Here is a 23,400-nt window from a genome sequence, read left to right as displayed (position 1 = left end):
GTCAAGTCCTTTCCAGGCCGATCAGCCTGTGGCGCAGCTTTTCCGAGCCCCAGTCGATGACGAAGACGGCGGCGAAGATGATGAGGAAAAGCGCTGACAGGTCGGTATATTCCTGCAGGGACACGGTGGTGCGCAATTCCTGGCCGAGCCCGCCTGCTCCGACATAGCCGATGATCGAGGAGGAGCGCACATTGATCTCCAAGCGCAGCAGGGTGTAGCTGACGATGTTGGGCAGGACCTGCGGCACCGCGCCGTAGCGGATCTGGTCCGCCCAGCTGCCGCCGGCCGATTTCACGCCTTCCAGCGGCCGCATGTCGAGGTTTTCATTGGCTTCGGAATAGAGCTTGCCGAGCGAACCGCAGGTGTGGAGCGCAATCGCAAGCACGCCGGCCATTGGACCGACGCCGAAACAGAAGACGAAGATCAGTGCGAAGACCAGTTCGGGAACGGTGCGGGCGACTTCCAGGAAGCGCCGGGTCAGTGTCAGCACCCAGGCATTTGGAGCCATGTTGCGTGCCGCCGGAAAGGACAGCAGGAAACCGCCCGCGACACCAAGTGCGGTTGCCATGAAGGCGATCAGCACGGTCTCGAGCAGTAGCCAGGCCCAGATTTTCCAGCGCCAGAACCAGCTGGCAATGTCTGCGCCCAGCGTCTCCCAGGAAAGTGACGGCATGGTCTTCGCCAGGTATTCGCCCAGGCGCGGCAGGCCGGCGAGCAGGATCCAGCGCTCGGCGCGCGTGCCATCCGTCAGCGTAACCTGCGTTACCTTGAAGAAATTGGAAAAATCGGCCGTCAACAGGAAAAGCCCAACCAGCGCGAAGGCCACCAGGGCGGTTTGCAGCCGGGCACGATTGCGGTGGACCGCGAAGGCACGCTCGAAATCGATGATGGCGGCGGAGGGCATGGTGGAGAGGGTGGTCGTCATGGTGTCATCCCATGGAAAGAAGAAGGGCAGGCGCTTGCCGCCTGCCCTCGATGTGTCCGTCGGATCAGCTCTTGCGCTGAGCCTTCAGCCAGGCGCGCATATCGACGATCCATTGGTAGCGGTCATGGTTGACCTCGACATAGCCCTTGGCCGTCGAGCTTTCCGCGCCGCTCATTTCCTTGAAGGCTGCGGGATCGGCGATCGGCACGTTCTTGACGGCGTCCTTCATGGCGGAAATCAGCTCAGCCGGCAGGTTCTTGCGGGCCGTGAACGGGCCGGATGTGATTTCCGGCGACTTCCAGATCCAGCAGATTTCGCCGGCCTTGATCATGCCCTTGGAGACCATGCGTTGGGGAATGCCGCTCTTCTCATTGTTGATATAGGTGGCAGCGGCATCGAACTGGCCGTTGACCACGCCCTGGACGCCGGCCTCATGGCTGCCGGAGAAGGGGATTGCCGAGAAATAGGTCGAAGGCTCGAAACCCTGCTGCACCAGATTGTAGTTCGGGACGGCATAACCGCTGGTCGAGTCCGGATCGGCAAAAGCCAGGACCTTGCCCTTCAGGTCTTCGATCTTCTTGTAGGGACTGTCGCAGCGCACGGTGACAACAGAATAGTAGCCGGTGGAACCGTCTTCCTGCTGGGCAGTCAAAAGCGGCTCGACGCCACCATTGGTCTCGGTATAGGCGGCCGCATAGGCGGATGAACCAAGGAAGGCGAATTCGATCTGGTCCGCTGCCAAGGCCTGGACGACACCGTCATAGTTGCCGGCAGTAAAGATCTCGACATCGATGCCGAGCGTCTTTTCCAGATAGGCCTCGAACGGCTTGTAGCGGGCGACGCGGTCTTTTTCGTTTTCGCCCGACAGAACGCCGAAACGGACGACCTTGTAGTCCGTCTTCCAGTCGGCGGCGACGGCGGGCACGGATACGAGGGCAATAAGCGCAGTAGCGGCTAGAAATCGCATCGATATCTCCATTGGGCTTGATGTCAGGCCGGAACCGCCGGGCGGATCGCGGTCGAAGTCACGGATTCGTTGAATTCGCTGAGGTCGTCGCTGCCATAGATCTCGCGCACGACGTCGCTGGTAAGTTCGCGGGCGCTGCCATCGAAGATGACGCGGCCGCCGCGCATGCCGACGATGCGGTCGCAATAGGCCCGCGCCGTATCCAGCGTATGCAGGTTAACGAGCACAGTGATGCCGTCCTCGTTGTTGATGGAGCGCCCGGATCGCCAGGGCCCGTTCCGCATCGGTAAAGCGCATCGCCATGGAGCTTGCAAAGCCATGGGCCGCAAGCCGGCCGACAAGCACGTTGGTCAGGACATCGAGCCGGTCGATCAGGTTGAACTGCTGGAAGATCATCGCGCATTCACGACGCCAGTCCCGCAGCGCCCTGCCCCTGAGCGAAGTGACATCCTGGCCACCGAAGGCGATGCGGCCTTCGGTCGGATCGATCAGCCGGTTGACGAGCCGCAGCAAGGTCGACTTGCCAGCACCCGAGCGTCCAATGATCCCGACGAATTCGCCGGGACCGATATCGAGGCTGACGCCGTCCACCGCACGGGTGGAACCGAAGCTGCGGCCGAGGCCGCTCAGGATGAGATTGTGCTTTTCCATGGGCTAATGCTGGCCCTCGTCTGTGACAGCGCGATATCATCCGAATGAATTTATTCTTGCGGATTTGTGACATCGGCGTGACCAGCAGGAGACAAGGGCCGCCTGCATGCAACCTGGAAGCCTCGCTTCGGACCCATATTGAACCGGTTGATCCAATATTAGTCCGATCGACCGGATGACGTCGAAGGGACACAGACAACAGGAGGCCGGCAACCTTCGCTGCCGGCCTCTGTCATGTTGCAATACGTCGGCCTGTCAGGCGGCGCGGCGGCGGATGATCGAGCCGTCGGAATAGATCTTGCCGCCGTTGCGGATCGTGGCGCGGACATGGCCGATGCCACTGTCGTCGGCAATGACGAAGTCGGCGGACTTGCCGACAGCGATCTCGCCACGATCGGACAGACCAAGCGCCTTAGCGGGATTGAGCGTCGCCAGCCGCGTGGCGCCGGGGAGGCCGGCGGGGTCTGCCTTGGCGAGTTCGAGGATGGCCGGCAGGATGGCGGAGGGGTGGTAATCGGATGCCAGGATGTCGAGCACGCCCTCGGCATGGGCTTGGCGGGCCGAGAGATTGCCGGAATAGGATTGGCCTCGCAACGCATTCGGCGCACCCATGGCGGTCGCAAGACCCATGGCGCGGGCCTCGCGAGCGGCCTCCAGCGTCACCGGAAACTCGCTGATCGCAGCGCCGAGATCGCGCATCAGCGCCACCTTGGCCGGCGTATCGTCATCATGGCTGGCGAGCGCTACGCCGTTGGCGCGGCAGGTCGCGGAAATGGCGTTCAGCGTAGCAGTTATGACTTCGGCCGGCTGGGTGCGATCCTCGATGCGCCTGGCCACCGACTGCGCTGCCTCGTCGCGGCTCACGCCCTTTTCTCGCACCATTTTTTCCACATGGCGTTCGATATCGCGATACTGGCCCTGGCCGGGCGTGTGGTCGGTCAGGGAAATCAGGTCCACAGCACCTTCGCCGATCAGTGCCTCGATGACGGAAAGAGCCTTGGGAAAGGTAATTTCGAAGCGGGCGTGAACGCGGTGATCGACCAGCAGCTGTGGCCCCATCGATTTGAGCGCCCGGATGATCGCGCTGGTATGTTCGTAGCTGCGCAGATGGCCATAGGTGGACGAAGGGCTGAAGGACACCGCTGCATAGGCCGTGGTGATGCCGGCCACCGCAAGCCGCCGGTCGAGATCGCGCAGACCCAGTTCCAGCGGCATTGGCACGTTGGGGCGAGGCTCCACCTCACGCTCCACCATATCGCCATGCATGTCGACGAAGCCCGGCAGCAGCAGCAGGCCGTCGCCCGCTATCTCGGCGCCGGCAACCGCCACCTCCGCAATCTCGGCGATCTTGCCGTGCTCTACCCTGACGGAGCCGCGCTCGATGACGCGGTCGGCAAGTACCACGCGAAAATCAGAAATCCACATTGTCATTGACCTCCTCGGCCTTCAGTTCGATGTCGCGGTCGACGAGGCCTGCCACGTCGCCGGGGTGATGGAATACACCGATCATGGCCACGCCCTGGGCTTTCAGATCGGCAAGCCGGCGCACGAGTGCGGCACGCGCGTTGACATCGAGCGAAGCGGTCGGCTCGTCGAGCAGAAGCAGGCGCTGCGGCAGGATCAACGCGCGGGCCAGATTGACCTTCTGCTGCTCTCCTCCGGAAAAGGTGGTGGGATAGGCCCGCCAGAGATCGCGCTTGACGCCGAATTCCTCCAGCCAGCGCCGGGCTTCGGCGAGCGCATCCGCATGGGAAACGCCCGCCTGACGCAACGGCTCAGCCACGATCTCTTCCGCTGCGACCCGCGGCCTGGCAATCAGGAACTGCGTGACGAAGCCTATCTCGCGGCGGCGCAGCAGGGCGATATCGACATCGGCGGCGCGGGCAAGATCGATACGACCCTCCGCAGTGTGGTACCAGATATGCCCTGATCGCGGCAGATAGCTGCGGTAGAGCGTGCGCAGCAGCGTCGACTTGCCGACGCCGTTGGGACCTTTGAGCAGCAGGAATTCGCCCGCATGCAAGGTGAAGCCGATTCCGGCAAAGGCATGCAGGCGCTGATCCAGGTGATGCATGTGAAAGGTCTTGGCAAGCGCCTCGACGTGAAGAACCGGTTGCATCAGGACCTCATAATTTGGCATGGACGAGTTGCTGGGTGTATTCGTGCTGCGGGTCCTGGAAGATCTGGTCGACCAGCCCCTGCTCCACCACGCGGCCACGCCGCATCACCATCACCCGGTCGGCCATGGTCCTGATGACGCCGAGATCGTGGCTGACGATCACCATGGTGATCGACCGGTCGCGCTGCAGCCGCTTGAGCGTGTCGAGCACCAGCGCCTGCACGCTGACGTCAAGACCCGTGGTCGGTTCGTCCAGCAAAAGCAGTGCCGGTTCAAGCGCGATCGCCTTGGCAAGCTGCACCCGCTGCTGCATGCCACCGGAGAGCTCCAACGGCCGCGCATCCATGCGGGCAAGCGGGAATTCCGAGGCATCGAGCGCTTCCCTTGCCCGTCCGCGCAGGGCCTCAAAGCTGCGTTCGCCCGATATCAGCAGCCTCTCCGCAACATTGCCGGAACTCGTATGGTTCATCAGCAGGCCGAGATGCGGGTTCTGGTAGACGATCCCGATCTGGCGGGCGCAGAGCATGCGGCGCTGGAAGCGATCGAGGTCGAAGAGATTGCCTTCGAGGCCAGGCAGATTGAGCCGGTAGTCGCCGGCATCCGGCGTATCTTCCAGGTTCATCATGCGCAGCAGCGTCGACTTTCCCGAGCCGCTCTCGCCGACGATGCCCAGCACCTCGCCGGGATAGACCGTCGCCGAGACATCCTGCAGCGCCACGACATCGCCGTAACGCCTGACGACGTCGGTCATCGTCAACAGCGGTGGGGTGGTCATCAGTTGCGGCGGCAAGTGCTGCATCGAGGCGGCTGTGATGTGCTTGTCCTGAACCGTCATGAGCGCAACTCCCCGTTCTGATACCAGGTCTCGCCAGTCGCTACCGTCTCGCCCTCTGCACGGCGAATGGCCTTGACACCGAACTGGCTGTCGGACAGTTCATGGGCCGAACTGCCGTCATCCTGCGGTATTTCGTTCATGAAATAGCCTTTCACGCCGGAACGATGGCAGGTGAGACCGCCATGGTCCTCGACCTTGTAGGGCACGTCGGAAAACACCAGGGGCTCGACACGGGTGAAAGGCGGCACGGCGAACAGCCGCTTTTCCCGGCCGGCCGACAGGAAGGTCAGGTGCCGCGCCATATGGAGCTTCGGCACATCCCAGCGCGGGATCGGCGAAGGGGTCATCACGTGCCGGCCGTTCACCAGCGCCGGATAGGCCGCACCCTGCATGATGCGGCCGGAGCGCACGATCTGCTCGTAGAGCGTCAGCCATAGCCGGCTGTAATCGGCATCGGCATGCATCTGCCGGGCGATCGACATATTCGGCTCGACCGGGCGCAGCGGCTCTGGGTTCGGCACCTGCAGCACCAGGATCTGGTTGTCGCGCATCTTCTCCTCGGGGATGCGATGGCGGCTCTGGAGAATGGAGGCCTCCAGCGTGTCCAGCGTTTCATGGGCACCGGAAACGCGAGAGAGAAAACGACGGATCGAGGCGGCATTGACGCTGTCGTCGGCGCCCTGGTCGATCACCTTGATCGAGGAAGACGGATTGATGAGCGTCAACGTCACCTGCAATCCACCCGTGCCCCAGCCACGCGCGATCGGCACTTCGCGGCTGGCATAAGGCATCTGGCAGCCGGGAACGGCAATCGCCTTCAGCATCTTGCGGCGCATCTCGCGCTTGGCCGAGGCATCGAGGAAGCCGTAGCTGAAGGCCTCCCATGGTTTGGTGAGGCTTGCGAGGCTCATGCCGGCTCCTCCTGGCGTTGGGGGGCGGTGGGCGCGGCCGGTGCAGCCTTCTTGGCTTTGGCATCACGCAGCGCGTCGAGCGAGGACTGGAAGGTGACGTAATGCGGTAGCTTGAAGTGGATGCAGAAGCCCGAGGCTTCCACCGGCTCGGTGTGATAGAGGAAGAATTCCTCGTTGACCGGCGAATTTTTCGGCGCGCCGGGCGAATTAAGGTCGAGCGTCGCGCCAGCGATCACCTTGACCTCGTTCCAGCCGAGCGTCGCGCAGAAGCCGAGTTCGAGCTTGCCGGACTTGCCCTTCGTGGTCACTTCAGCCTGGGAGACCTTGACGCGGCCGGCAGAAAACACGGTACCGCGGGGATGGCGAACCCTGACCTCGGCTTCGGCGAGCCGCAACTCGTTGACGGTCGGATGGGCATTGCCATAGCCGCGCATGGCCGAATAACCGAACGCAAGAACACCCCCCGTATCCGCCCTTGCAAGGCTTTGCAGCGTGTGTGCACGTTTGGCCGGAAACAGCAGCGGCTCGCGGGTCAGGTCCGGGATATCATCGGGCGCAACCGGCGACGCCTCGACATCCGCCACGAGGCCGGCGGCCTTCTGCCAGGCGGCGAGCGACGGCTGATGGGCGGGAGCGGGGCGTGCCGCAGGCTCGACCTGCGGCGACACAAAGGGCTTGCCCTCCAGCACGCCAGTGGCGAGCAGCCGGTGCGAATAGTCGAGCGTTGGCCCTAACACCTGACCGCCCGGTATATCCTTGAACGCCGCGGAGATGCGGCGCACCGTGAACAACCTGTCCTGCGTCACTGGCTCGGCGATCGCCAGTCGCGGCTGGGTGGTGCGCCAGGCGCGCAACAACAGCACGGCCTCGTAGAGATCGCCGCCGGATTGCGCGAGCGCAAGAGCCGCCAGGTCGGGCTCATAGAGCGATGCCTCGCCCATCACGCGGTCGATCAGCCAGGGCAGCGCGCGGCGGATTTCCGTCACGCGGGCGGCGTCGATTGTGCCGAGTTCGGCGCGGTACAGCCGTTCGGACTGTTCAATGGCGCGTTCGCCGCCGCGGGTTGCCACATAAGCCATCACAGCACCTCTATCGTCGTGGAGCGCGGCAGGCCGAGCACCCTGTTGCCGTCGATCAGGAAAAGCTCGAAACCGGTGGGATAAAGGCAGCGCGCCGCGCGGATCGACCAGATCTCGTCCGGGAGCCCTCCCACTTGTATTTCGACTGATGCCTCGATACCCGGGCCGGAAAGGCGCAGGCGGCGACCCTGCCCAATCTGTGCCCGGGCGAAGACCGTCGCGCCGTCATCGGGGTAAAGATGCGAGCCAACAGGCACTTCAGCCAGAGCAGAGAGGCCAGCGGCCGTGTCGAGCGATAGGAAGGCATGGTCCGCCTCGTCGGCCGACACGAGTTCGGCGCCGGTCGCAGCAATGGCCGGCAGCAGGTCTGCACTGGCAGCGAAGACCCGGCACTCCCGGTCAACCAGGGTTTCGACGACGGCGACGATGTCGGTCTGCGGCAGGCTGCGGATAGCGCCGGGTCGGGCCAGCGCCCACATCAGCGCTTCATAGGTGGCGTTGGCCCTCACTTCGGCAGCGTTGCGCGCGGGTGCCGATATCGGCGACAAGGGGTCTGCGATAGCGATGTTCATCAGAAAGTCTCCATGTCGACGCGCGTGGCTTCCACGGCGCGCAGCCGTTCGTCGTCCACGGCGCGCATACGATCGGCTTCGGCGTCGATGAAGCGGGAAATGCGATCAGCCTCCGTTCCCGCCATGGCGGCGGCATCGATCACGGCCATCGCCATGGCGCGTTCCAGATCGCGGCCGGTGACCATGCCGTAGCCCTCGATGGCGGTTCCCGGCAGGCGGATATGCGCCTCCGCCACCAACACCTCGCCCAAATGGAAATCCGTGCCCGCGACTGTGTCGCGCAGCGGCAGCATTACCAGGCCGGTGCGGCTCTGCACCACCTCGACCTCGCCCAGCAGCGGCAGCAGGTCCTCGGCCATCGCCTTCATTGCCTGGTCGTCGGCGCGCGCCAGGGTGTCGAGCCAATGGCTGTGGCTCGCCGCACCGGCGTCGGCGACGCCGGGGAAATCATCGAACACAGCGAGTTCATCGATCATCGGAATTCCTTTCCTCGCCGCCGGGAGCGGCATCGTCCAGGCTGTCGAAGCTGAACTGCACCCGGTCGCCGGCCCAGACCGCCTCGGAATAACCGATAACGCGACCTTCAGCGGTCACGTCCGTCTTTGTCAGCACCATCACGGGATGATCCACGTGCTGTGCGAGCAGCCGCGCTTCGTCGGGTTCGGCGCGCCGGGTGAAGATCGTGGTGCGTTTGCGGAAGTAGTCGGCAATACCGTGATCCCGATAGATGTCGGTGACCGAGGTGCCCCCAGCGCGGCGGGCGCCCAGGTCCGGAAACACCGCGGCTTCATGAAAGGCCATTCCCAGGTTGATGGGCACGCCATCGGCAAGACCGCGCCGCAGAACGCGATGCACCAGAGTTCCGTCCGCAATCGCCAGTGCGGCAGCGACCCTGGCGGGCGCTGGAATGATCTCTGCCAGAAGATGCTCGCCGTTGGGCGAAATCCCCTGCTCCAGCAGATTCTGGCGAAAGCGAGTACGCCTGCCGATCTGGTAGGTGATCAGCGGCACCGCCTCGACAAAGGTGCCACGCCCCTGCTCGACCCTGAGCTTGCCTTCGACAGCCAGCGACGCAACTGCCCTTCTGACCGAATGCCGCCCGGCGCCGAAGGCGGCACAAAGTTCCGGTTCGGTCGGCAGCCGCGCCCCAGGTGCCAATTTGCCCGAAGCGATATCACCTGCGAGGCGATCCCTGATGGTTTGCCAGCTGTCTCGTTGCATCGGCTCCGTTCCGATTCATTCGAATGAATCCTGAATAGCGGAATCGTATGACGCGGCGATGACGCAGTCAGGTTGACTGCCTGTTGATTATCGGGTGAGATTGATCCAGTTTTCCATTTCGCCGTGACCCGGCTCAACTCGAAAAATTTGTCTAGATGCAGCCCGTTATGCCGGTCTAGGTGGGGCGGCGCAAGGTGGAAAAACAGGTCAAATTCTGCTGAAATTCAACATATGTCTGCAAAATCAATGTATTGGATATACCCATTAGCTGGACTAATGGCTACGACGCACGTTGCGTGCGATTTGGTCGAAATGCTCAGGCTTCCAGTATTATCGGCGCGCTGACGGCAGGCAGAATGCTGGAAAGGCGCAATTTGATATCGTGACGCAGATGTTCGCGACAATTGGCCGCCAGCCGCAGCGGCAGGTCGGAAAAGCGACCAGGCCTCACAACAAGGCTGATGGAGCGGGTCGGAACCGGCGCCGGTAACGCAACCACATCGATCTCGTCGATTTCGAACAGCGGGTCCAGCAGGCTGGAGGGCGTGGTGATAGCCCAGCCCTTGCCGTGACGGACTGTATCGATCACGCCCGTGGTCTGGTCTATCTCGAAAGAGCGCACGATACTCACCATGTGCTGCTTGAGGTAGGCATCGGCAAGCCCGCCGAGATGGCGGCGGTGGGCGTAGCGCACAAAAGGTAACAGGCCGGCCAGTTGGTCGAGATTGACGTTGTCGCGGTCAACCATGCCCTTGGGCACCAATAGCAGGATGGGTTCGACCAACAGAGGGTGAATCTCGAACACCTCGGGATCGAAGGGCTGGGCCGAGATCACCATGTCGATGACGCCGGCGGACAGGTCCTCCCGGTGCCGGTAGGTGACGGAACCGCGCACCTGCATGGCCTCGCTCACCCCCTGCAGCGTATCCACCACGGTGTTGGTGAGGGTCTTGCCCAAAGTGTCCATGATGCGGATGGAGAGACTCGGAAAGCTGAACCCCTGGAACTGCTGCATCGAACGCTCGGTGGCGCGCAATTCGTCTGCCACGCGACGGGCATGATGCTGCAGATTGAGCCCGGCCGGCAACAGCCGCAGTTCGCGATTGTCTCTCTCGAGCAGCTTCAGGTTCAAACTCTCCTCAAGCTTGCCGATCTGCTGGGAGACTGCACCCTGGGTAATGCCGAGGAATTTGGCTGCCCCGGTCATGCTGCCGGCATTGCAGACCGCCAGGAAGACCTCCAGCGAACGGGTATCGAGCTTCGATCCAAATGCCATATGGGATTCCGTATGCCCTGGAAGTTCAGGCGCCACGACACCATAGTCTCTGTCCGGGTGCAACGCATTTTGCGCACCGCATGCGCCGATAATCGAGAAGCCGCCTGCATGGTTTCGGGGCTTGTCGCAAATTTCCGCGCTTAATGGCATGTTGACCGTCGGAAGAGAAATTTCCGCTCGAGATGTTGTGGAGCGTGTCGATGATTCTGAATGCCATTGCAGAAAAGCGGAAGCTCAAGTCGAAAGACGATTTTAAAGGTCGCCATTTCCAGGCATGGCTGGTCGTGCAGGCGGACTTAGTATTTACGCTATCCGCTCAGCCATCGGTACCTGGAAGAGATGTTCCGGGAGCGTGGCCGAGGTCGGTCACAATCACTCTTTCAGCCCCTGCTCTGCATACGCCGCAAGAGGACGGCAAAAACCGGACGCCAATCAATGACGTGAGGATGCCGACCGGAATTTCAGCCGCGGTAGCGGTTCGTGCGATGTCGTCGACCAATAGCATGTAGATCGACCCGAGCAAGATGGGGACCGGAAGCAGACGGCCGTGGTCAGGTCCGGGTTGTGCATGGCCTGGATCACCAGCTGCGGATTTTTTGCCAGGATCGCCTCGACATTCAGGGCGAAGCCGTCGCGGGCGGCCGTGCCGTCGAGTTCAAGCAATTCGGGAATGAGATCCGCATAGATGAAGTTCTTTATACGGGCAATCGAATCCGCGTTGACCGCCACCATGTCATCGGTCGTACGATCGGCAGATAGTAGATGAACGGCGCTGCCCGGATGATCGTTGCGAGCCGCTCGGGCGGCGCTGCCAACTCGATCTTCTGCCCGCGGTAATCCTCGAAGCTGATCGGTTTGTCAGCGGCGTGAGCGAGCGAAACCGCCCGCATTGCCGCAAGGCAGGTAGAAACAACAGTTTTCATGATCTTTGCCCCGCATCGTTAGGTCGCGACCCTGATATTTTATCTTGACTATTTATATCATGTTTAGATATCTGCCAGTTGCGACTGCATGAAAACTGGACGGGGTATGGAAAAGATAGGGTATGTGACATGGGGCAATGCCGCGCAGGTGCGCAGTTTCCAGGATTTTGCCCATCTGCTCGACAACATGCTCTATCTTCGTGAACTCGATCGGCACGATCTCGGCGCCTACGCCGCCATCGTCATTCGGGATACCATAGATTGCGTCGCATTGAGAGCGCACGCCCGGCAATTGAACGACTATGTCCGCAATGGCGGCGTTCTCATCGTCTTTTCGATCCGCGACACGGAAAACATCATTGATGTGGTCGATCTCAAATGGCAGCCGGTCAACGCGCGGGATTGGCTCTGGTGGACACGCCCCAATCCCTATCTCGAGGTCCGGCAGCCGGAACCTCGGCATCCCATTTGCGATGCTATCTCACTTGCCGACATGAACTGGCACTGGATGGGAGCGCTGGAGAAACATCCCGAAGTCGAGCACATCCTGACGCTTGACGACGACAGCCTCAGCCTCTTCATGGACTTCCAAAATCTTGAAGGCCGCGGCCGCCTGATGGTCACAACGCTCGATCCGCCCGGCCACAACGGCGAGCGCTTCATGCCGGCCACCACGCGGTTCCTCGAAGCATTCTATCCATGGCTCAATCGCGAACTCGGGATCGACCGGGAAAGAAGGACTTTAAGCCTCACCTATGTGCGCGCGCTGGATAGCACGTGGGACTGGGAACCGCCGGGTCTGGCCGAAACCTTCGAGGGGACTGGCATCAGCCTTCGCTACCACGGTCTCTATGATCTCGATGACGCCGTGCTGCGTCACTCCGATTTCATCTACATCCCCAACAACACGGACGAAATCTTTCTGCGCAGCAGGGCCGCCAATTTTCTAGCCTACCTGGAGCGCGGTGGGCATCTCATGCTGTCGAGCCAGCCGGCCATTGCCTGGCTGCCATTCATGTCGACGTTCGCTGCGAGCGGCGCGGCTGCACGGTCGAAAAGGCCAGCCTATCCAAACCTGTCCTGGGGCCTGTGCGACTGCCACCGTGCCCAGCGCCTCCTGCCACAGCGCTTCGTGGCTGAGGCCCGTTGATGCGCCAATCAAACCCCTCACACAAATCAATCCGCTTTTGGAGACATTCAATGAACATCCGATATCCCATCGCCATCGCGGGAATAGCACTCACCGTTCTCCAGCCAATTGTCGCACTCGCCGACCCGATCACAATCACCGACCACGAAAACCGCACCGTCACGCTGGCAAAGCCTGTCGAGCGGATCGCGTCGATCCCGATCCCGATGGCGTCGACCATCATCGCCATGGACGGCGGAACCTCGAAGCTCGTCGGCATGAACCCGACCGCCAAATCGGCAATCGTCGAGGGTGTGCTCGGCAAGATCTTCCCCGAGGCAAAGGATATTCCGTCCGACATCACCGCGCCGAACTTCATTCCGAATGTCGAGGAACTGGCGGCCACCAATCCCGAACTGGTCATCCAGTGGGCCGATCGCGGCCCGGACCTGGTCGACCCGATTGTCAATGCCGGCCTGAATGCCCTTCTGATCTCCTACGGTTCGGAAGAGAAGACCAAGCAGTACCAGGCGATGGTGGCGACTGCGATGGGCAAGCCTGAGCGCGCCGAGATGATAAATGGCTGGCGCGACCAGGTGGCCGCCGAAATGGCCGCTCGGTCGAAGGACATTCCAGTCGAGAAGAAGCCGAGGATCCTCTATCTCGGCCGCGCGCTGGAAAGCCTGACTGCGTCGGGCGACAAGGGCAATTATGCCGCCTTCTACGTCGACCTCGCGGGTGCCGTCTCCGTCTCGGCCGATCTCGAAGGCCAGGGCACGACGATCAGCCGGGAGCAGATTGCCGAATGGAACCCGGACGTCATTCTCCTGAACAGTTTCGAAGCCAAGCTCGGCCTTGAGCGGATCTATGACGACCCGATCCTGTCGCTGACCAAGGCCGCCCAGGAGAAAAAGGTCTACAAGATGCCGCTCGGCGGCTATCGCTGGGATCCGCCGAACCAGGAAAGCCCGCTGACCTGGATGTGGCTCGCCAATCTGATGCATCCCGACATCTTCCAGTACGACCTGCGCGGCGAGATGAAACAAGCCTACAAGACGCTCTACGGCTACGACCTGACCGACGAGGACATCGACGGCATCCTATGGATCGGCATGCAGGGCGACGCCACGAACTACGCCCAGTTCAAGGCGAAGTAAGATGGCAATGGCGGCGACTGAGAGGGGGCGCCGAAGCCTGATCGGCTTCCGGATCGGCACATTCGGGCTCATGGTGCTGGCGCTGATCGCCAGCATGCTGTTTGCGATCGGGGCCGGGCGCTTTTCCGTCGACGTGGCACGAATCGGCGAGATCCTGCTTGCGGCGATGCTCAACCAGGGTGCCGCGCCGACCCAGATGGATGAGCGCATCGTGCTGCTCGTGCGTCTGCCGCGCGTGCTGCTGGCGGCGCTGTCGGGCGCAGCCCTTGCCGTCGGCGGCGCGGCGCTGCAGGGCGTGTTCCGCAACCCGCTGGTCTCGCCGCAAGTGCTTGGCATCAGCCAAGGTGCGGCCTTCGGCGGAGCGCTTGCCATCCTGTTCGGCTATTCCGGCGTCGTCCTCCTCGGCATGGCCTTCATCCTCGGCCTGTTGGCGCTGATCCTGGTCGGGCTTCTTGCTCGCATCAATGGCCGCACCGAGGTGATCACGGTGATTTTGGCCGGCATGATCGTCGGGGCCCTGTTTGCGGCCCTCGTCTCCGTCGTGCAGTTCGTCGCCGATCCCAATACCTCCCTGCCCGCCATCGTCTACTGGCTGATGGGCTCATTCTCGACCGCCACCTGGCCACGCCTTTGGCTTGCCGTGCCGGGTATGGGCCTCGGCCTGTTCGTTGTCTGGCTGTTGCGTTACCGCCTCAACCTCTTGGCGCTGGAGGAACAGGAGGCGCGTTCGCTCGGCGTCAATCCCGACCGCGAGCGCTGGTACATCTTCATCGCCATTTCGTTGATGACCGGAACCTCGGTGGCGGTGGCCGGCATTGTCGGCTGGATCGGCCTTGTCGTGCCGCACGCCGCGCGCATTCTCGTTGGAGAGGATCATCGCGCACTGATCCCGGCCTCAGCACTTCTCGGCGCGGCCTATCTCACCTTCATCGACACGATGGCGCGCACACTGACCGCCGCGGAAATTCCGCTCGGCGTCCTGACCGCGCTGGTCGGCGCCCCGGTCTTCGGGTATCTGCTGCGCCGCCACTTCAGGGAGACGAACCGCACATGATCGGGCTTACCGACGCATCCGTTTCCTTCGGCAGTCGCACGCTGTTTTCCGGCATCACATTCACCGTGCCCATCGGTAGATCGATGGCGATTCTCGGCCCCAATGGGCGCGGCAAAACCACACTGTTGCGCGCCTTGCTCGGTTTTCAGCCGCTGGCGGAGGGCGCACGAACGGCGCCGAAGATCGCGGGCTATGTGCCGCAGCACGGCGCCTCGCAGGCCAAACTGTCTGGACTGGAGGTTGTCGTCATGGGCCGCGCGGCAAGGCTTGGGCTCTTCGGCCAGCCTTCGGCGGACGACCACGCGGCGGCGCAGGAGGCGCTGATCGAAGTGGCTGCCTGCCACCTGGCGGATATGCGCTACGACCGCATGTCCGGTGGCCAGCGACAGCTGGTGTTGATCGCCCGTGCGCTTGCCACCGGTTCGCCTGCGCTGATTTTCGACGAACCGACTTCGGCGCTCGACCTCGGTAATCAATCGCGCACGCTGGAACTTCTGAACACGCTGAGGCTGCGAAGAGACAAGGCGATCCTGTTCACCACACATGATCCGAACCATGCCTTGGCAGCAGCCGACGATATCCTGCTCATGATGCCGGGTGGGCACGAGGTGCACGGCACCGTAGCCGAGATGATCCAGCCCGATCTTCTCTCCGAACTCTACGGTGTGCCGATGCGCTGGGTCGAGGTGACTGGCCCGACCGGTGAACCGCGTCGCGCCATCCTGCCCGCGTTCTCCGGAATAGGAGTCGCGGCATGACCACGATCCATCTGAAATCCTCGTTCGACGAGCCTTCCGACAGCGTGAGGGAGGCAGCGGCCCGTGGCGAAGTGACAATCGTCGCCCAGGCAGACCTCACGGCTGATATTCTGCGCGCCCACAAGGGGCTGGTGACCGACAATCAGCTCGACCAGAATGCCATGCTGGCGATGAAGGATGCGATCGCCGCCTTTCTCGACGCGGGCGGACGTTGGTTCTTCAATGGGCATTTTGTCCGAACCCTAATCGACGGCGCGGCACAGTATCGCCCTATCGCCGATCCGAAGCGGGCCGACTTCGATCTCTCTTCGATCAATCCGCATCCCCTTTTTGAGGGCATCGACCTGAAGATGCTGGAGACCAACAAGGGTGTCGCCGGCTTCTACGGACGCGGCTGCAATCCGCTGCCGGAGGGCGCGGTTGCGATCAACGGGCTGGGAGCGGCAAATGTGCCGGTTGACTGGGTCTGGGCACGGCCGAAGGGTGGCCGCATCTTCTCCCATGCCGGCAACGATCTCGGCTCGATGGGGCATGAATGGAACCTCGCGCCGGAACTCACCCGTCGGATCATCGCCTGGACCAATGGTGGAGCCTGCCTCGATCCGTGGCCGCTCCGCCCTGCCAGCGCTGCGGAAGACTTGCCGCTCGCGCCGGTCGAAAGCTATGGCGGCCTACGTATGTCCAGCCGGAAGAGCGGGCGCATTGTCGCGCCGACCTCGGGCACCTACTACCACATCCGCAGCCTGGAAGGCCCGGCCTATACAGCCATCTTCGACATCATCTGCACGCCGGAGCAGCTTTCCAATGTGCTACAGCCAGATGATGTGCTCTGGGTCCCGTGCCGCACGCCGGCAAATCGCATGATTGCCCAGAAAGGCACCATCCTGCGGCATCTGCAGTCAGGTGGAACCGTTGTCGCGCTCGGCGAAAGCCGATCGGATCTCTGGTTACCCGCGATCGATTTCATCGGTACGCCGACCAATTGGTGGTGGTGGCTCGATCCCTCGGCCAACCTCGGGGTCAAAGTCACGGATGCCGCAGCGGACCACCCGCTGATGCGTGGCATCGGCGACAGGGACGCGACGTGGCACCTGCATGGCTGGTTTGTTCCACCGGAAGGCGCGACCGTGCTTGCCTGCGACGGCGAAGGCCGCGCCATCCTCTACGAGGACGCAGTTTCGACGCGCGGCCGGATGATCATTTCCTCGCTCGATCCGATGTTCCATCACGGATCACATTTCATGCCGGCCACAACGCGGTTTCTCGATCGCTTCGTGCCGAACCTAAAGGCTTATCTCGATGTATGACACCATCACGGTCCGTGAAAACGGTAAGGATCTGACCTTTTCCTTCAACGACATCAACGCCTATCACGGCGGCGGATTTCCTGGTGGCGTGGTACATGGATTGAAAGCGATGCAGGCCGCGTTTCCACTGCTGTCCGATATGCCATTGGAAAGGCGGGAAATTTCGGTACTGACGGCATTCTCCGGTCCCGGCGGCCGGGATGCGCTCGAGATGGTGACGCGCGCCCTGACTGACGGACGTCTTGTCGTTGATAAGTCGATTGGCGGCAAGGACGTCATCAGCGACCATCCAGGGCCTTATGTCTTCCGCTTCACATATCGCGGCAAGACAGTGCAAGCAGTGATAAAACCCGGGCATGTCAGGGAGGAGTTTGTGACCCTTGGCGCCAAGATGGATAAGACAGCAGAGGACGTCTTGCGCCACGAAGCCCTGAAAGCTGAAATGGCGAACCGACTGCGGCCACTGGTTGCAGAGCAAATCTACAATGCTTCCGTTGTCGCTTTGGATGTCAAATAACAAACGGCGCATGACTCAGATGGTGGCTGACAGGTCGCCACTCTGGTCATGAAGCGAATCAGGGGTTCGTTATCGCTTGCACCGGAATGCACCACAGCGAAAAAGACACCGCCTTGATGGGCACCGAACCAAAGAACCAAGGATTGCTGGTTTCAATGCATGACGGCTGGTGCAAACGCACGATATTTGACCGTTGAATTCCTCTGAGCTTATTGAGAGCTGCAAGTGCGGCTGGCACCTGCAAACCGGTTAACCGATCTCATTAATGTCGCTCTGCACGACGGCGCGCATGAGACGCGCGAAAGCGATTGCCAGTGGTGATCGTTCGCCGGGCGGATAGATCGCCGAAAAATCGAATGTCAGCTGCGGCGTAAAGGGTCTAATTTCGATATTCGTCCTGTCGGCGCCCAGAACCGAAAATATGTCCGTGACGGCAATGCCGAGGCCTGCCGCCACATAGCTGGGCACGGTGTTCGAATACAATGTCTGGATCGTGGCCCCCGACCGAATTCCTCCCGCCTCAAGAGCACTTTCGATCTGAAGACGAAGGAGACTGCTCGTTCCCAACGCGATAAGCGGCTCACCTTGAAGATCGGAGACGGAAATAGACTGCTTTTTTGCAAGGTGATGGTGCCGTGGCAGGAGGCAGATTGCCGATGAGGTGGGCATCGGCAGGTGCTCGATATCTGTGCGCTCCGGCGGCACGCGCCCGAACCCGACGTCGAATTCGTTTCTCAATACGGCATCGATGATGTGATGCGACGTGTCGGAGTGAATGAAAAAATCGACTTGAGGCTCGATCGCCTTGAACCGTCGGATAGCCTCGGGAAGCGAGCGGGAAGACAGCGTCGGCATCGCCGCGACCCTCAGCCGCCCGCCGCGACGATCGCGCAGATGACGCGCAGTCTCGACTATACGCTCCACACCATCGAAATAACGCTCAACTTCACGAAATAAATCAAGGGCTTGTGGGGTCGGCTTCACGGCGGATCCGGAGCGTGTGAATAAAGCGAGCTGCAGCTCCTGCTCCAGATCCTTGATGAGCCTCGTGACGGCTGGCTGGCTCAGATGCAGGATACGACCGGCTCCCGTCATACTGCCGGTGATCATGACGGCCCGAAATCCCATCAGCTGGCGGTGATTTAATGTGCGCATATAGCCGTGTATATTTTTTATGCAGAAATGTCAGCACCCTTAAAACTACGAAAAATTCTGGCCGCCCGTATTCGAAAAGCTGATGCTTGATGCGATAATTCGATTGGCAAATGTCCGGCTGCTATCATTAGCTTTGGGAAGTTCTAGCCACTTATGAGACCCAAATGCCAGATATCATCGGCGAATATGTAGACCGCCTCGTCACCGTGGAAATGCGCAATCGCGGCATGAACCACAACATCATCGCACCGATCTACAAGGAAGCACGGCGTGAAGGCGGCGGGCGCCCGATCACCGCCCGGGCTGCCGAAGCACTGGTGGAGCGTGTCGGCGAAGGCGACGTTGTATTCATCGTCACAGGCGCCGGTTATGCGCCTGAAGTTCCAAACGGCGAAAGCGATGGCCCTCCCGGCGCGGCAGCGCTTGCCCGGGCTCTTTATTGGGGGCTGAAAGCTGTTCCCGTCTATGTCACCGAAGTGTGCCATGCCCCACCCATGGTGGCGTCCAGCAATGCCGCGGGCATCATGATCCGGGACTACCATCTTGCCAAGACGCGCCGCATGGGCGGTGCCATCGTTACCGCACCGGAAGATCAGGCGGAAATCGATAGCTGGGCCACCAATCTGCTTGAGGAAATGAAGCCGAAAGCCATCATCACCATAGAGCGCCTTGGCCCGAACGAGAGTGGCATCGTCCATTATTCGACCGGCGTTGCGCCGGAAGGCTGCGTCAATGTCGCACCGCTGATCGACAAGGCGACCGAACAGGGTATCCTCACCATTGGTATCGGCGACAACGGCAATGAGATCGGCTTTGGCCGCATCCATCCATTCATGCAGGATTTCCATCCCTACGGCCGCGAGACCCAAACCGACAAGCCGGGCGGCGCAATTACCGTCACGGCCACCGATATCTTCCTGCCTGCCTCGGTATCCAACTGGGGTGCTTATGGCGTAGCCGCCATGCTCGGCTTCCTGCTCAAGAAGCAGGATCTCGTACAGACGCCGGAACTCGAAAAACGCATCATCACGGCCTGCCTCGATGCCGGCGGCTGGGAAATGCGCTACTGCACCTCCCGCTTCATCGTCGACGGCACGGAAGGGGAGAGCTCGATGGCAATTGTCCAGCTGCTCAGAGACATGGTGCGCCTCAACATCGGTGAGCCCGACCGCGGGCTTTCCCACGGCCAAATGAAACGATAACAGGGGAATTCCATGCAAAAACTCGTCAAGGCTGCAGCCCTCACGTTCGGCTTACTTGCCGGCGTGACCGGCCAGACCGCCGCCCAAACCTATCCAGACCGAACCATTCAGATCATCGTGCCGTATGCTCCGGGCGGACAGGGCGACATTACCGCCCGCCTGGTGGCAGAACACCTCTCCCCGGCGCTCGGTCAGCCGGTCATCGTCGAAAACCGTCCCGGCGCCAACGGCTCCATTGGCAGCACCTTCGTGGCCCGCGCCGAGCCTGATGGCTACACGCTCGAAGTCGTGGTTCAGTCCCATGTTCTCGGCAAGGCTTTGATACCCAACCTCCCCTACGACCCGGCCACCAGTTTTGAGCCGATTTCACTGATGGCCCGCACGCAGGTCGGCCTGGTCGTGCCGGCCGCGCTGCCGGTGAATTCCCTGGCCGAATTCGTCGAATATGTGAAGCAGCGACCCGGCCAGCTTGGGTTTGCCTCCGCCGGCATCGGCAGTAACGTCCATATCTTCTCCGAGTGGTTTCTGGATATTGCCGGGTTGGACATGGTGCATGCGCCCTATGCCGGCAGCGCGGCGGCCCATCCGGATCTAATCAGCGGCGTGGCGACAATGGCCTTTGACACATTGCCCTCGGTGAGCGGCCTTGTTCGTCAGGGGCGATTGAAGCTGCTCGCCGTGGGCGGCAAGGAACGTTCGCCGGAATTTCCGGACGTGCCGACGGTAGCGGAGTCCGGCTACGGCGATTATAATGCAAGCTCCTGGAGCGCAATGCTCGCCCCGGCCGGGACGCCGAAAGCTGTCATCGACCGACTGAACGCAGAGGTCGTCAAGATCCTTGCCAAGCCGGAGGTCAAGGACCGTTTGGCCAAACTTGGTGCGACGGTGGTGGCCAGTTCGCCCGATGAGGCCCGTAAAACGATAGCAAGCGAAGGCGAGACATTCTCGGCGCTGATCAAGCGGCTTGATCTCGCTGCGAAATAGGGCTCGACCTGAGCCGCCAGGGGCTGCATTTCGCATCGCAGCCCCTTTGTCTTAAGGACCCAATCATGACCGATACTGATACCCCTACCGTTTGCGTGAAAAAGGATCTCGTCGCAGGCAGCTTGCTCGTGGCTTTCGCGGCTGCTTTCGGCGGAATCTCATGGTTTTATCCGTTCGGAAACGCGGCGCAGATGGGACCTGGCTTCTTTCCTCTGATCCTTTCAAGCTTGCTCGCCTGTATCGGTTTCGCGGTGGCGGTTCGAGGGGCCGTGACATCCGGTGACGTGATGACCGTCGTTCGGCCTTCGCGTTTCGTTTGTGCGCTGCTGACGCCACTGGTTTTTGGGGTGCTGGTGCGCCCTCTCGGCTTTCTTCCGGCGTCCGCCATTGCTGCATTCGTGGGAACGCTCGCCGCATCCGGCATGCGGATGCCGGTCCGGATCGCCACTTCGTTCGTCCTCGCGATCGCAACGACGGCAATCTTTATCTGGGGCCTCGGCCTTCCCCTGCCGGCCTTCCCCCGCTGGATGCCATTCTAACCACACTAGGAACCGCGATCATGGACCTCGTTGCGAACCTTGTGCTCGGCCTCCAGACGGCCCTGACCATGGACAACCTCTTTTACTGCTTTCTTGGCTGCCTACTCGGGACACTGATCGGCGTACTTCCCGGTATTGGTCCGACGGCGACGATCGCGCTTCTCCTGCCGGTCACGTTCGGCCTTGATGCGTCGACATCGCTTATCATGCTCGCCGGTATCTACTATGGCGCGCAATATGGCGGCTCGACCACTGCCATTCTCGTCAACCTTCCCGGCGAAGCATCGTCCGCAGTGACGGCGATCGATGGTTACAAGATGGCGCGGCAGGGGCGAGCTGGCGTGGCTCTTGCAACGGCGGCAATCGGTTCGTTCGTTGCCGGTACAATCGCAACCCTGGTGGTTGCCGCCTTTGCCATCCCGCTTGGTGAAATGGCGCTGCGGTTCGGCCCGCCTGAATATTTCGCCTTGATCGTCTTCGGCCTGATCCTGTCGGTCACGCTCGCCAATGGACCGGTGCTGAAGGCCATTGCGATGATCGTGCTGGGACTGCTGTTCGGAATTGCCGGGGCTGACGTCTATACCGGACTCGAGCGCTTCACGTTCAACATACCGGATCTCTACGACGGCATTAATTTCGTTGCATTTGCCACGGGCATTTACGGAATTGCAGAAATCCTTCGTAACCTTGAATCCGGCGGCACGCCCGCCTCGATCAGCCGCGTCAGCAGTCTCGTACCCTCACGTGACGACTTCAAGCGGATGGCCATGCCTATTCTGCGGGGTACCGGCCTCGGCTCCCTGATGGGCGTGTTGCCGGGCGGCGGCGCGACGCTGTCTTCATTCGCGTCCTACACTCTGGAAAAGAAGCTTTCGAAAGGCCCTGTCAGGTTCGGAAATGGCGCCATCGAAGGCGTTGCCGGCCCCGAAGCCGCCAACAATGCCGGTGCGCAGACATCTTTCATCCCGATGCTGACACTCGGCATCCCAGGTAACGGCGTCATGGCCCTGATGATCGGCGCCCTGATGATCCAGGGCATCCAGCCTGGTCCAAGTGTAATGACCACCAATCCCAGCTTGTTCTGGGGTCTGATCGCATCCATGTGGGTCGGCAACCTGATACTGCTTGTCTTGAATCTGCCGCTGGTTGGCCTGTGGGTGAAACTTCTCTCCACTCCCTATCACTTCATGTTTCCGGCCATCCTGCTGTTCAGCGCCATTGGCGTCTATTCGATCAACCTCAGCCTCGTCGATCTCGCGTTGCTGAGCGGCTTCGGACTGTTGGGATACGTTCTCGTCAAGCTCGATTGCGAACCCGCCCCCTTCCTGATGGGTTTTATCCTCGGACCGATGCTGGAGGAGAATTTGCGCCGGGCTTTGATCTTTTCCCGCGGCGACTGGTCCGCGCTCGTGGCGAGCCCGATCAGCCTCACCCTTCTCTCCCTTGCCCTCATCGCGCTGATCTTCATTGCGCTGCCTGGCGTGCGGCGCAAGCGCGCCGCAATCTTTGCCGAAGGCAGCGAATAGACCTTCTTCACCCGGAATAGGAAAACACCATGCTTACTCCCGTAGCCACCGCTGACGCCCCCGCCGCCGTCGGCCCCTTCTCTCAAGCCATCCGGTGTGGGCAGATGCTCTTCGTCTCCGGCCAGTTGCCTCTCGATCCGGAAACCGGGGCAATCGTCTCAGATGACCCGGTGCTACAGTTGCGCCAATGCCTTGCCAACATAGCCGCGATCGCCAAAGCAGCAGGAACCGACCTTTCCAGAACCGTCAAGACGACCGTTTTGATTACGGACATGTCGAAATTCGGTGAACTGAACGAAGAATATGCCCGCTTTTTCCATGCGCCTTTTCCCGCCCGCGCATGTTTCGAGGTCAGCGCGCTCCCAAAAGCCGCCAACGTTGAAATTGAGGCTGTCATCTTGTGTGTCGAATGACTGCTCAATGCGTTGACCGCATCAAAGAATGGGGCAGCCTTTGCATGATTCGCCTTGAGATCCCATCAGGGGTGAGTAGCGGCCTGCACCGTGGCAGAGTGAGGTCGCTAGAAAACTCTCTGGAGGCCAATCATGCCGATAACAGCAGATCAAACTCAGGCGCAGACCACTACCCCCGTC

The 23,400-nt window shown here is 61.4% G+C and carries 26 protein-coding genes and 2 pseudogenes; 12 read left to right on the top strand and 16 right to left on the bottom strand.

Annotated elements, in window-relative coordinates:
• Position 1: 1 nt before the first annotated feature.
• The 12 genes and pseudogenes from phnE to HGO38_RS12970 all read right to left on the bottom strand — a co-directional run bounded on the left by phnE (position 2) and on the right by HGO38_RS12970 (position 10,556).
• Positions 2–925, bottom strand: coding sequence for a phosphonate ABC transporter, permease protein PhnE (gene phnE / locus HGO38_RS13025; RefSeq protein WP_250956325.1), 924 nt, complete (start codon positions 923–925; stop codon positions 2–4).
• Between the two features lie 64 nt (positions 926–989).
• Complete coding sequence (phnD, locus tag HGO38_RS13020; protein ID WP_250956324.1) at positions 990–1,892, bottom strand: phosphonate ABC transporter substrate-binding protein; 903 nt, start codon at positions 1,890–1,892, stop codon at positions 990–992.
• 23 nt (positions 1,893–1,915) lie between these two features.
• Positions 1,916–2,543, bottom strand: a pseudogene (locus HGO38_RS13015) (ATP-binding cassette domain-containing protein).
• Between the two features lie 255 nt (positions 2,544–2,798).
• Complete coding sequence (locus HGO38_RS13010; RefSeq protein ID WP_250956323.1) at positions 2,799–3,968, bottom strand: alpha-D-ribose 1-methylphosphonate 5-triphosphate diphosphatase; 1,170 nt, start codon at positions 3,966–3,968, stop codon at positions 2,799–2,801.
• The gene (locus HGO38_RS13005; protein WP_250956322.1) at positions 3,955–4,662 is read right to left on the bottom strand and encodes a phosphonate C-P lyase system protein PhnL; all 708 of its coding nucleotides are present in this window, start codon (positions 4,660–4,662) and stop codon (positions 3,955–3,957) included. The genes HGO38_RS13010 and HGO38_RS13005 overlap by 14 nt, the downstream gene beginning before the upstream one ends.
• Positions 4,663–4,669: 7 nt before the next feature.
• Positions 4,670–5,497: an ATP-binding cassette domain-containing protein gene (locus HGO38_RS13000; RefSeq protein ID WP_250956321.1), complete on the bottom strand. Its 828-nt coding sequence runs from the start codon at positions 5,495–5,497 to the stop codon at positions 4,670–4,672.
• Positions 5,494–6,408 carry an alpha-D-ribose 1-methylphosphonate 5-phosphate C-P-lyase PhnJ gene (locus HGO38_RS12995; RefSeq protein ID WP_250956320.1) on the bottom strand — a complete coding sequence of 305 codons (915 nt, stop codon included), beginning with the start codon at positions 6,406–6,408 and terminating at the stop codon, positions 5,494–5,496. Before HGO38_RS12995 ends, HGO38_RS13000 begins: the two co-directional genes overlap by 4 nt.
• Entirely contained in the window at positions 6,405–7,487 is a 1,083-nt protein-coding gene (locus HGO38_RS12990; protein ID WP_250956319.1) for a carbon-phosphorus lyase complex subunit PhnI, read from the bottom strand. The genes HGO38_RS12995 and HGO38_RS12990 overlap by 4 nt, the downstream gene beginning before the upstream one ends.
• Positions 7,487–8,059 (bottom strand): phosphonate C-P lyase system protein PhnH, encoded by a 573-nt coding sequence (gene phnH / locus HGO38_RS12985; protein WP_250956318.1) that lies wholly within the window; start codon positions 8,057–8,059, stop codon positions 7,487–7,489. Before phnH ends, HGO38_RS12990 begins: the two co-directional genes overlap by 1 nt.
• Positions 8,059–8,535 carry a phosphonate C-P lyase system protein PhnG gene (gene phnG / locus HGO38_RS12980; protein WP_250956317.1) on the bottom strand — a complete coding sequence of 159 codons (477 nt, stop codon included), beginning with the start codon at positions 8,533–8,535 and terminating at the stop codon, positions 8,059–8,061. The genes phnH and phnG overlap by 1 nt, the downstream gene beginning before the upstream one ends.
• Positions 8,525–9,280 carry a phosphonate metabolism transcriptional regulator PhnF gene (gene phnF, locus HGO38_RS12975; RefSeq protein WP_250956316.1) on the bottom strand — a complete coding sequence of 252 codons (756 nt, stop codon included), beginning with the start codon at positions 9,278–9,280 and terminating at the stop codon, positions 8,525–8,527. Before phnF ends, phnG begins: the two co-directional genes overlap by 11 nt.
• A gap of 316 nt (positions 9,281–9,596) precedes the next feature.
• Positions 9,597–10,556, bottom strand: a complete 960-nt coding sequence (locus HGO38_RS12970; protein WP_250956315.1) for a LysR family transcriptional regulator — start codon at positions 10,554–10,556, stop codon at positions 9,597–9,599.
• A 200-nt stretch (positions 10,557–10,756) separates the two neighbouring features.
• Here HGO38_RS12970 and HGO38_RS31260 point away from each other — a divergent pair.
• Positions 10,757–10,913, top strand: a pseudogene (locus HGO38_RS31260) (IS6 family transposase); the annotation flags it as partial.
• Here HGO38_RS31260 and HGO38_RS12960 read toward each other — a convergent pair.
• Genes HGO38_RS12960 through HGO38_RS12950 form a run of 3 tightly spaced genes read right to left on the bottom strand, consistent with a single transcriptional unit; the run spans position 10,873 to position 11,479 of the window.
• A complete protein-coding gene (locus tag HGO38_RS12960) occupies positions 10,873–11,061 on the bottom strand; it encodes a hypothetical protein (RefSeq protein WP_250956314.1) in 189 nt (62 codons plus the stop codon). The pseudogene HGO38_RS31260 and the gene HGO38_RS12960 sit on opposite strands and share 41 nt — an antisense overlap.
• Positions 10,989–11,288: a hypothetical protein gene (locus HGO38_RS12955; protein WP_250956588.1), complete on the bottom strand. Its 300-nt coding sequence runs from the start codon at positions 11,286–11,288 to the stop codon at positions 10,989–10,991. The genes HGO38_RS12960 and HGO38_RS12955 overlap by 73 nt, the downstream gene beginning before the upstream one ends.
• A complete protein-coding gene (locus HGO38_RS12950; RefSeq protein ID WP_250956313.1) occupies positions 11,252–11,479 on the bottom strand; it encodes a hypothetical protein in 228 nt (75 codons plus the stop codon). Before HGO38_RS12950 ends, HGO38_RS12955 begins: the two co-directional genes overlap by 37 nt.
• A gap of 106 nt (positions 11,480–11,585) precedes the next feature.
• Here HGO38_RS12950 and HGO38_RS12945 point away from each other — a divergent pair, with 106 nt between their 5' ends.
• From HGO38_RS12945 to HGO38_RS12920, 6 genes are read left to right on the top strand one after another with little or no spacing between them, the layout of a single operon-like run.
• Complete coding sequence (locus HGO38_RS12945; protein ID WP_250956312.1) at positions 11,586–12,629, top strand: hypothetical protein; 1,044 nt, start codon at positions 11,586–11,588, stop codon at positions 12,627–12,629.
• 50 nt (positions 12,630–12,679) lie between these two features.
• Positions 12,680–13,765, top strand: a complete 1,086-nt coding sequence (locus HGO38_RS12940) for an ABC transporter substrate-binding protein (RefSeq protein ID WP_250956311.1) — start codon at positions 12,680–12,682, stop codon at positions 13,763–13,765.
• Between the two features lies 1 nt (position 13,766).
• Entirely contained in the window at positions 13,767–14,819 is a 1,053-nt protein-coding gene (locus HGO38_RS12935) for a FecCD family ABC transporter permease (protein ID WP_250956310.1), read from the top strand.
• Complete coding sequence (locus HGO38_RS12930) at positions 14,816–15,577, top strand: ABC transporter ATP-binding protein (RefSeq protein WP_250956309.1); 762 nt, start codon at positions 14,816–14,818, stop codon at positions 15,575–15,577. The genes HGO38_RS12935 and HGO38_RS12930 overlap by 4 nt, the downstream gene beginning before the upstream one ends.
• Positions 15,574–16,884 (top strand): hypothetical protein, encoded by a 1,311-nt coding sequence (locus HGO38_RS12925; protein WP_250956308.1) that lies wholly within the window; start codon positions 15,574–15,576, stop codon positions 16,882–16,884. The genes HGO38_RS12930 and HGO38_RS12925 overlap by 4 nt, the downstream gene beginning before the upstream one ends.
• Positions 16,877–17,401, top strand: coding sequence for a hypothetical protein (locus HGO38_RS12920; RefSeq protein WP_250956307.1), 525 nt, complete (start codon positions 16,877–16,879; stop codon positions 17,399–17,401). The genes HGO38_RS12925 and HGO38_RS12920 overlap by 8 nt, the downstream gene beginning before the upstream one ends.
• 249 nt (positions 17,402–17,650) lie before the next feature.
• Here HGO38_RS12920 and HGO38_RS12915 read toward each other — a convergent pair whose 3' ends face one another.
• Entirely contained in the window at positions 17,651–18,529 is an 879-nt protein-coding gene (locus tag HGO38_RS12915; protein ID WP_284739414.1) for a LysR family transcriptional regulator, read from the bottom strand.
• A gap of 191 nt (positions 18,530–18,720) precedes the next feature.
• Between HGO38_RS12915 and HGO38_RS12910 the strand changes: the two genes are divergently transcribed.
• From HGO38_RS12910 to HGO38_RS12890, 5 genes are all read left to right on the top strand, one after another.
• Positions 18,721–19,758, top strand: coding sequence for a glutamate cyclase domain-containing protein (locus HGO38_RS12910; protein ID WP_250956305.1), 1,038 nt, complete (start codon positions 18,721–18,723; stop codon positions 19,756–19,758).
• A gap of 12 nt (positions 19,759–19,770) precedes the next feature.
• A complete protein-coding gene (locus HGO38_RS12905; RefSeq protein ID WP_250956304.1) occupies positions 19,771–20,742 on the top strand; it encodes a Bug family tripartite tricarboxylate transporter substrate binding protein in 972 nt (323 codons plus the stop codon).
• 65 nt (positions 20,743–20,807) lie between these two features.
• Positions 20,808–21,281, top strand: coding sequence for a tripartite tricarboxylate transporter TctB family protein (locus HGO38_RS12900; RefSeq protein WP_250956303.1), 474 nt, complete (start codon positions 20,808–20,810; stop codon positions 21,279–21,281).
• 20 nt (positions 21,282–21,301) lie between these two features.
• Positions 21,302–22,807 (top strand): tripartite tricarboxylate transporter permease, encoded by a 1,506-nt coding sequence (locus HGO38_RS12895; protein WP_250956302.1) that lies wholly within the window; start codon positions 21,302–21,304, stop codon positions 22,805–22,807.
• A 29-nt stretch (positions 22,808–22,836) separates the two neighbouring features.
• Positions 22,837–23,220, top strand: coding sequence for a Rid family detoxifying hydrolase (locus HGO38_RS12890; protein WP_250956301.1), 384 nt, complete (start codon positions 22,837–22,839; stop codon positions 23,218–23,220).
• Positions 23,221–23,400 lie beyond the last annotated feature (180 nt).

It is taken from the genome of Rhizobium sp. CG5 (assembly GCF_023701945.1).
Lineage (GTDB): Bacteria > Pseudomonadota > Alphaproteobacteria > Rhizobiales > Rhizobiaceae > Allorhizobium.
This window is presented reverse-complemented; position numbering and strand designations above follow the sequence as displayed.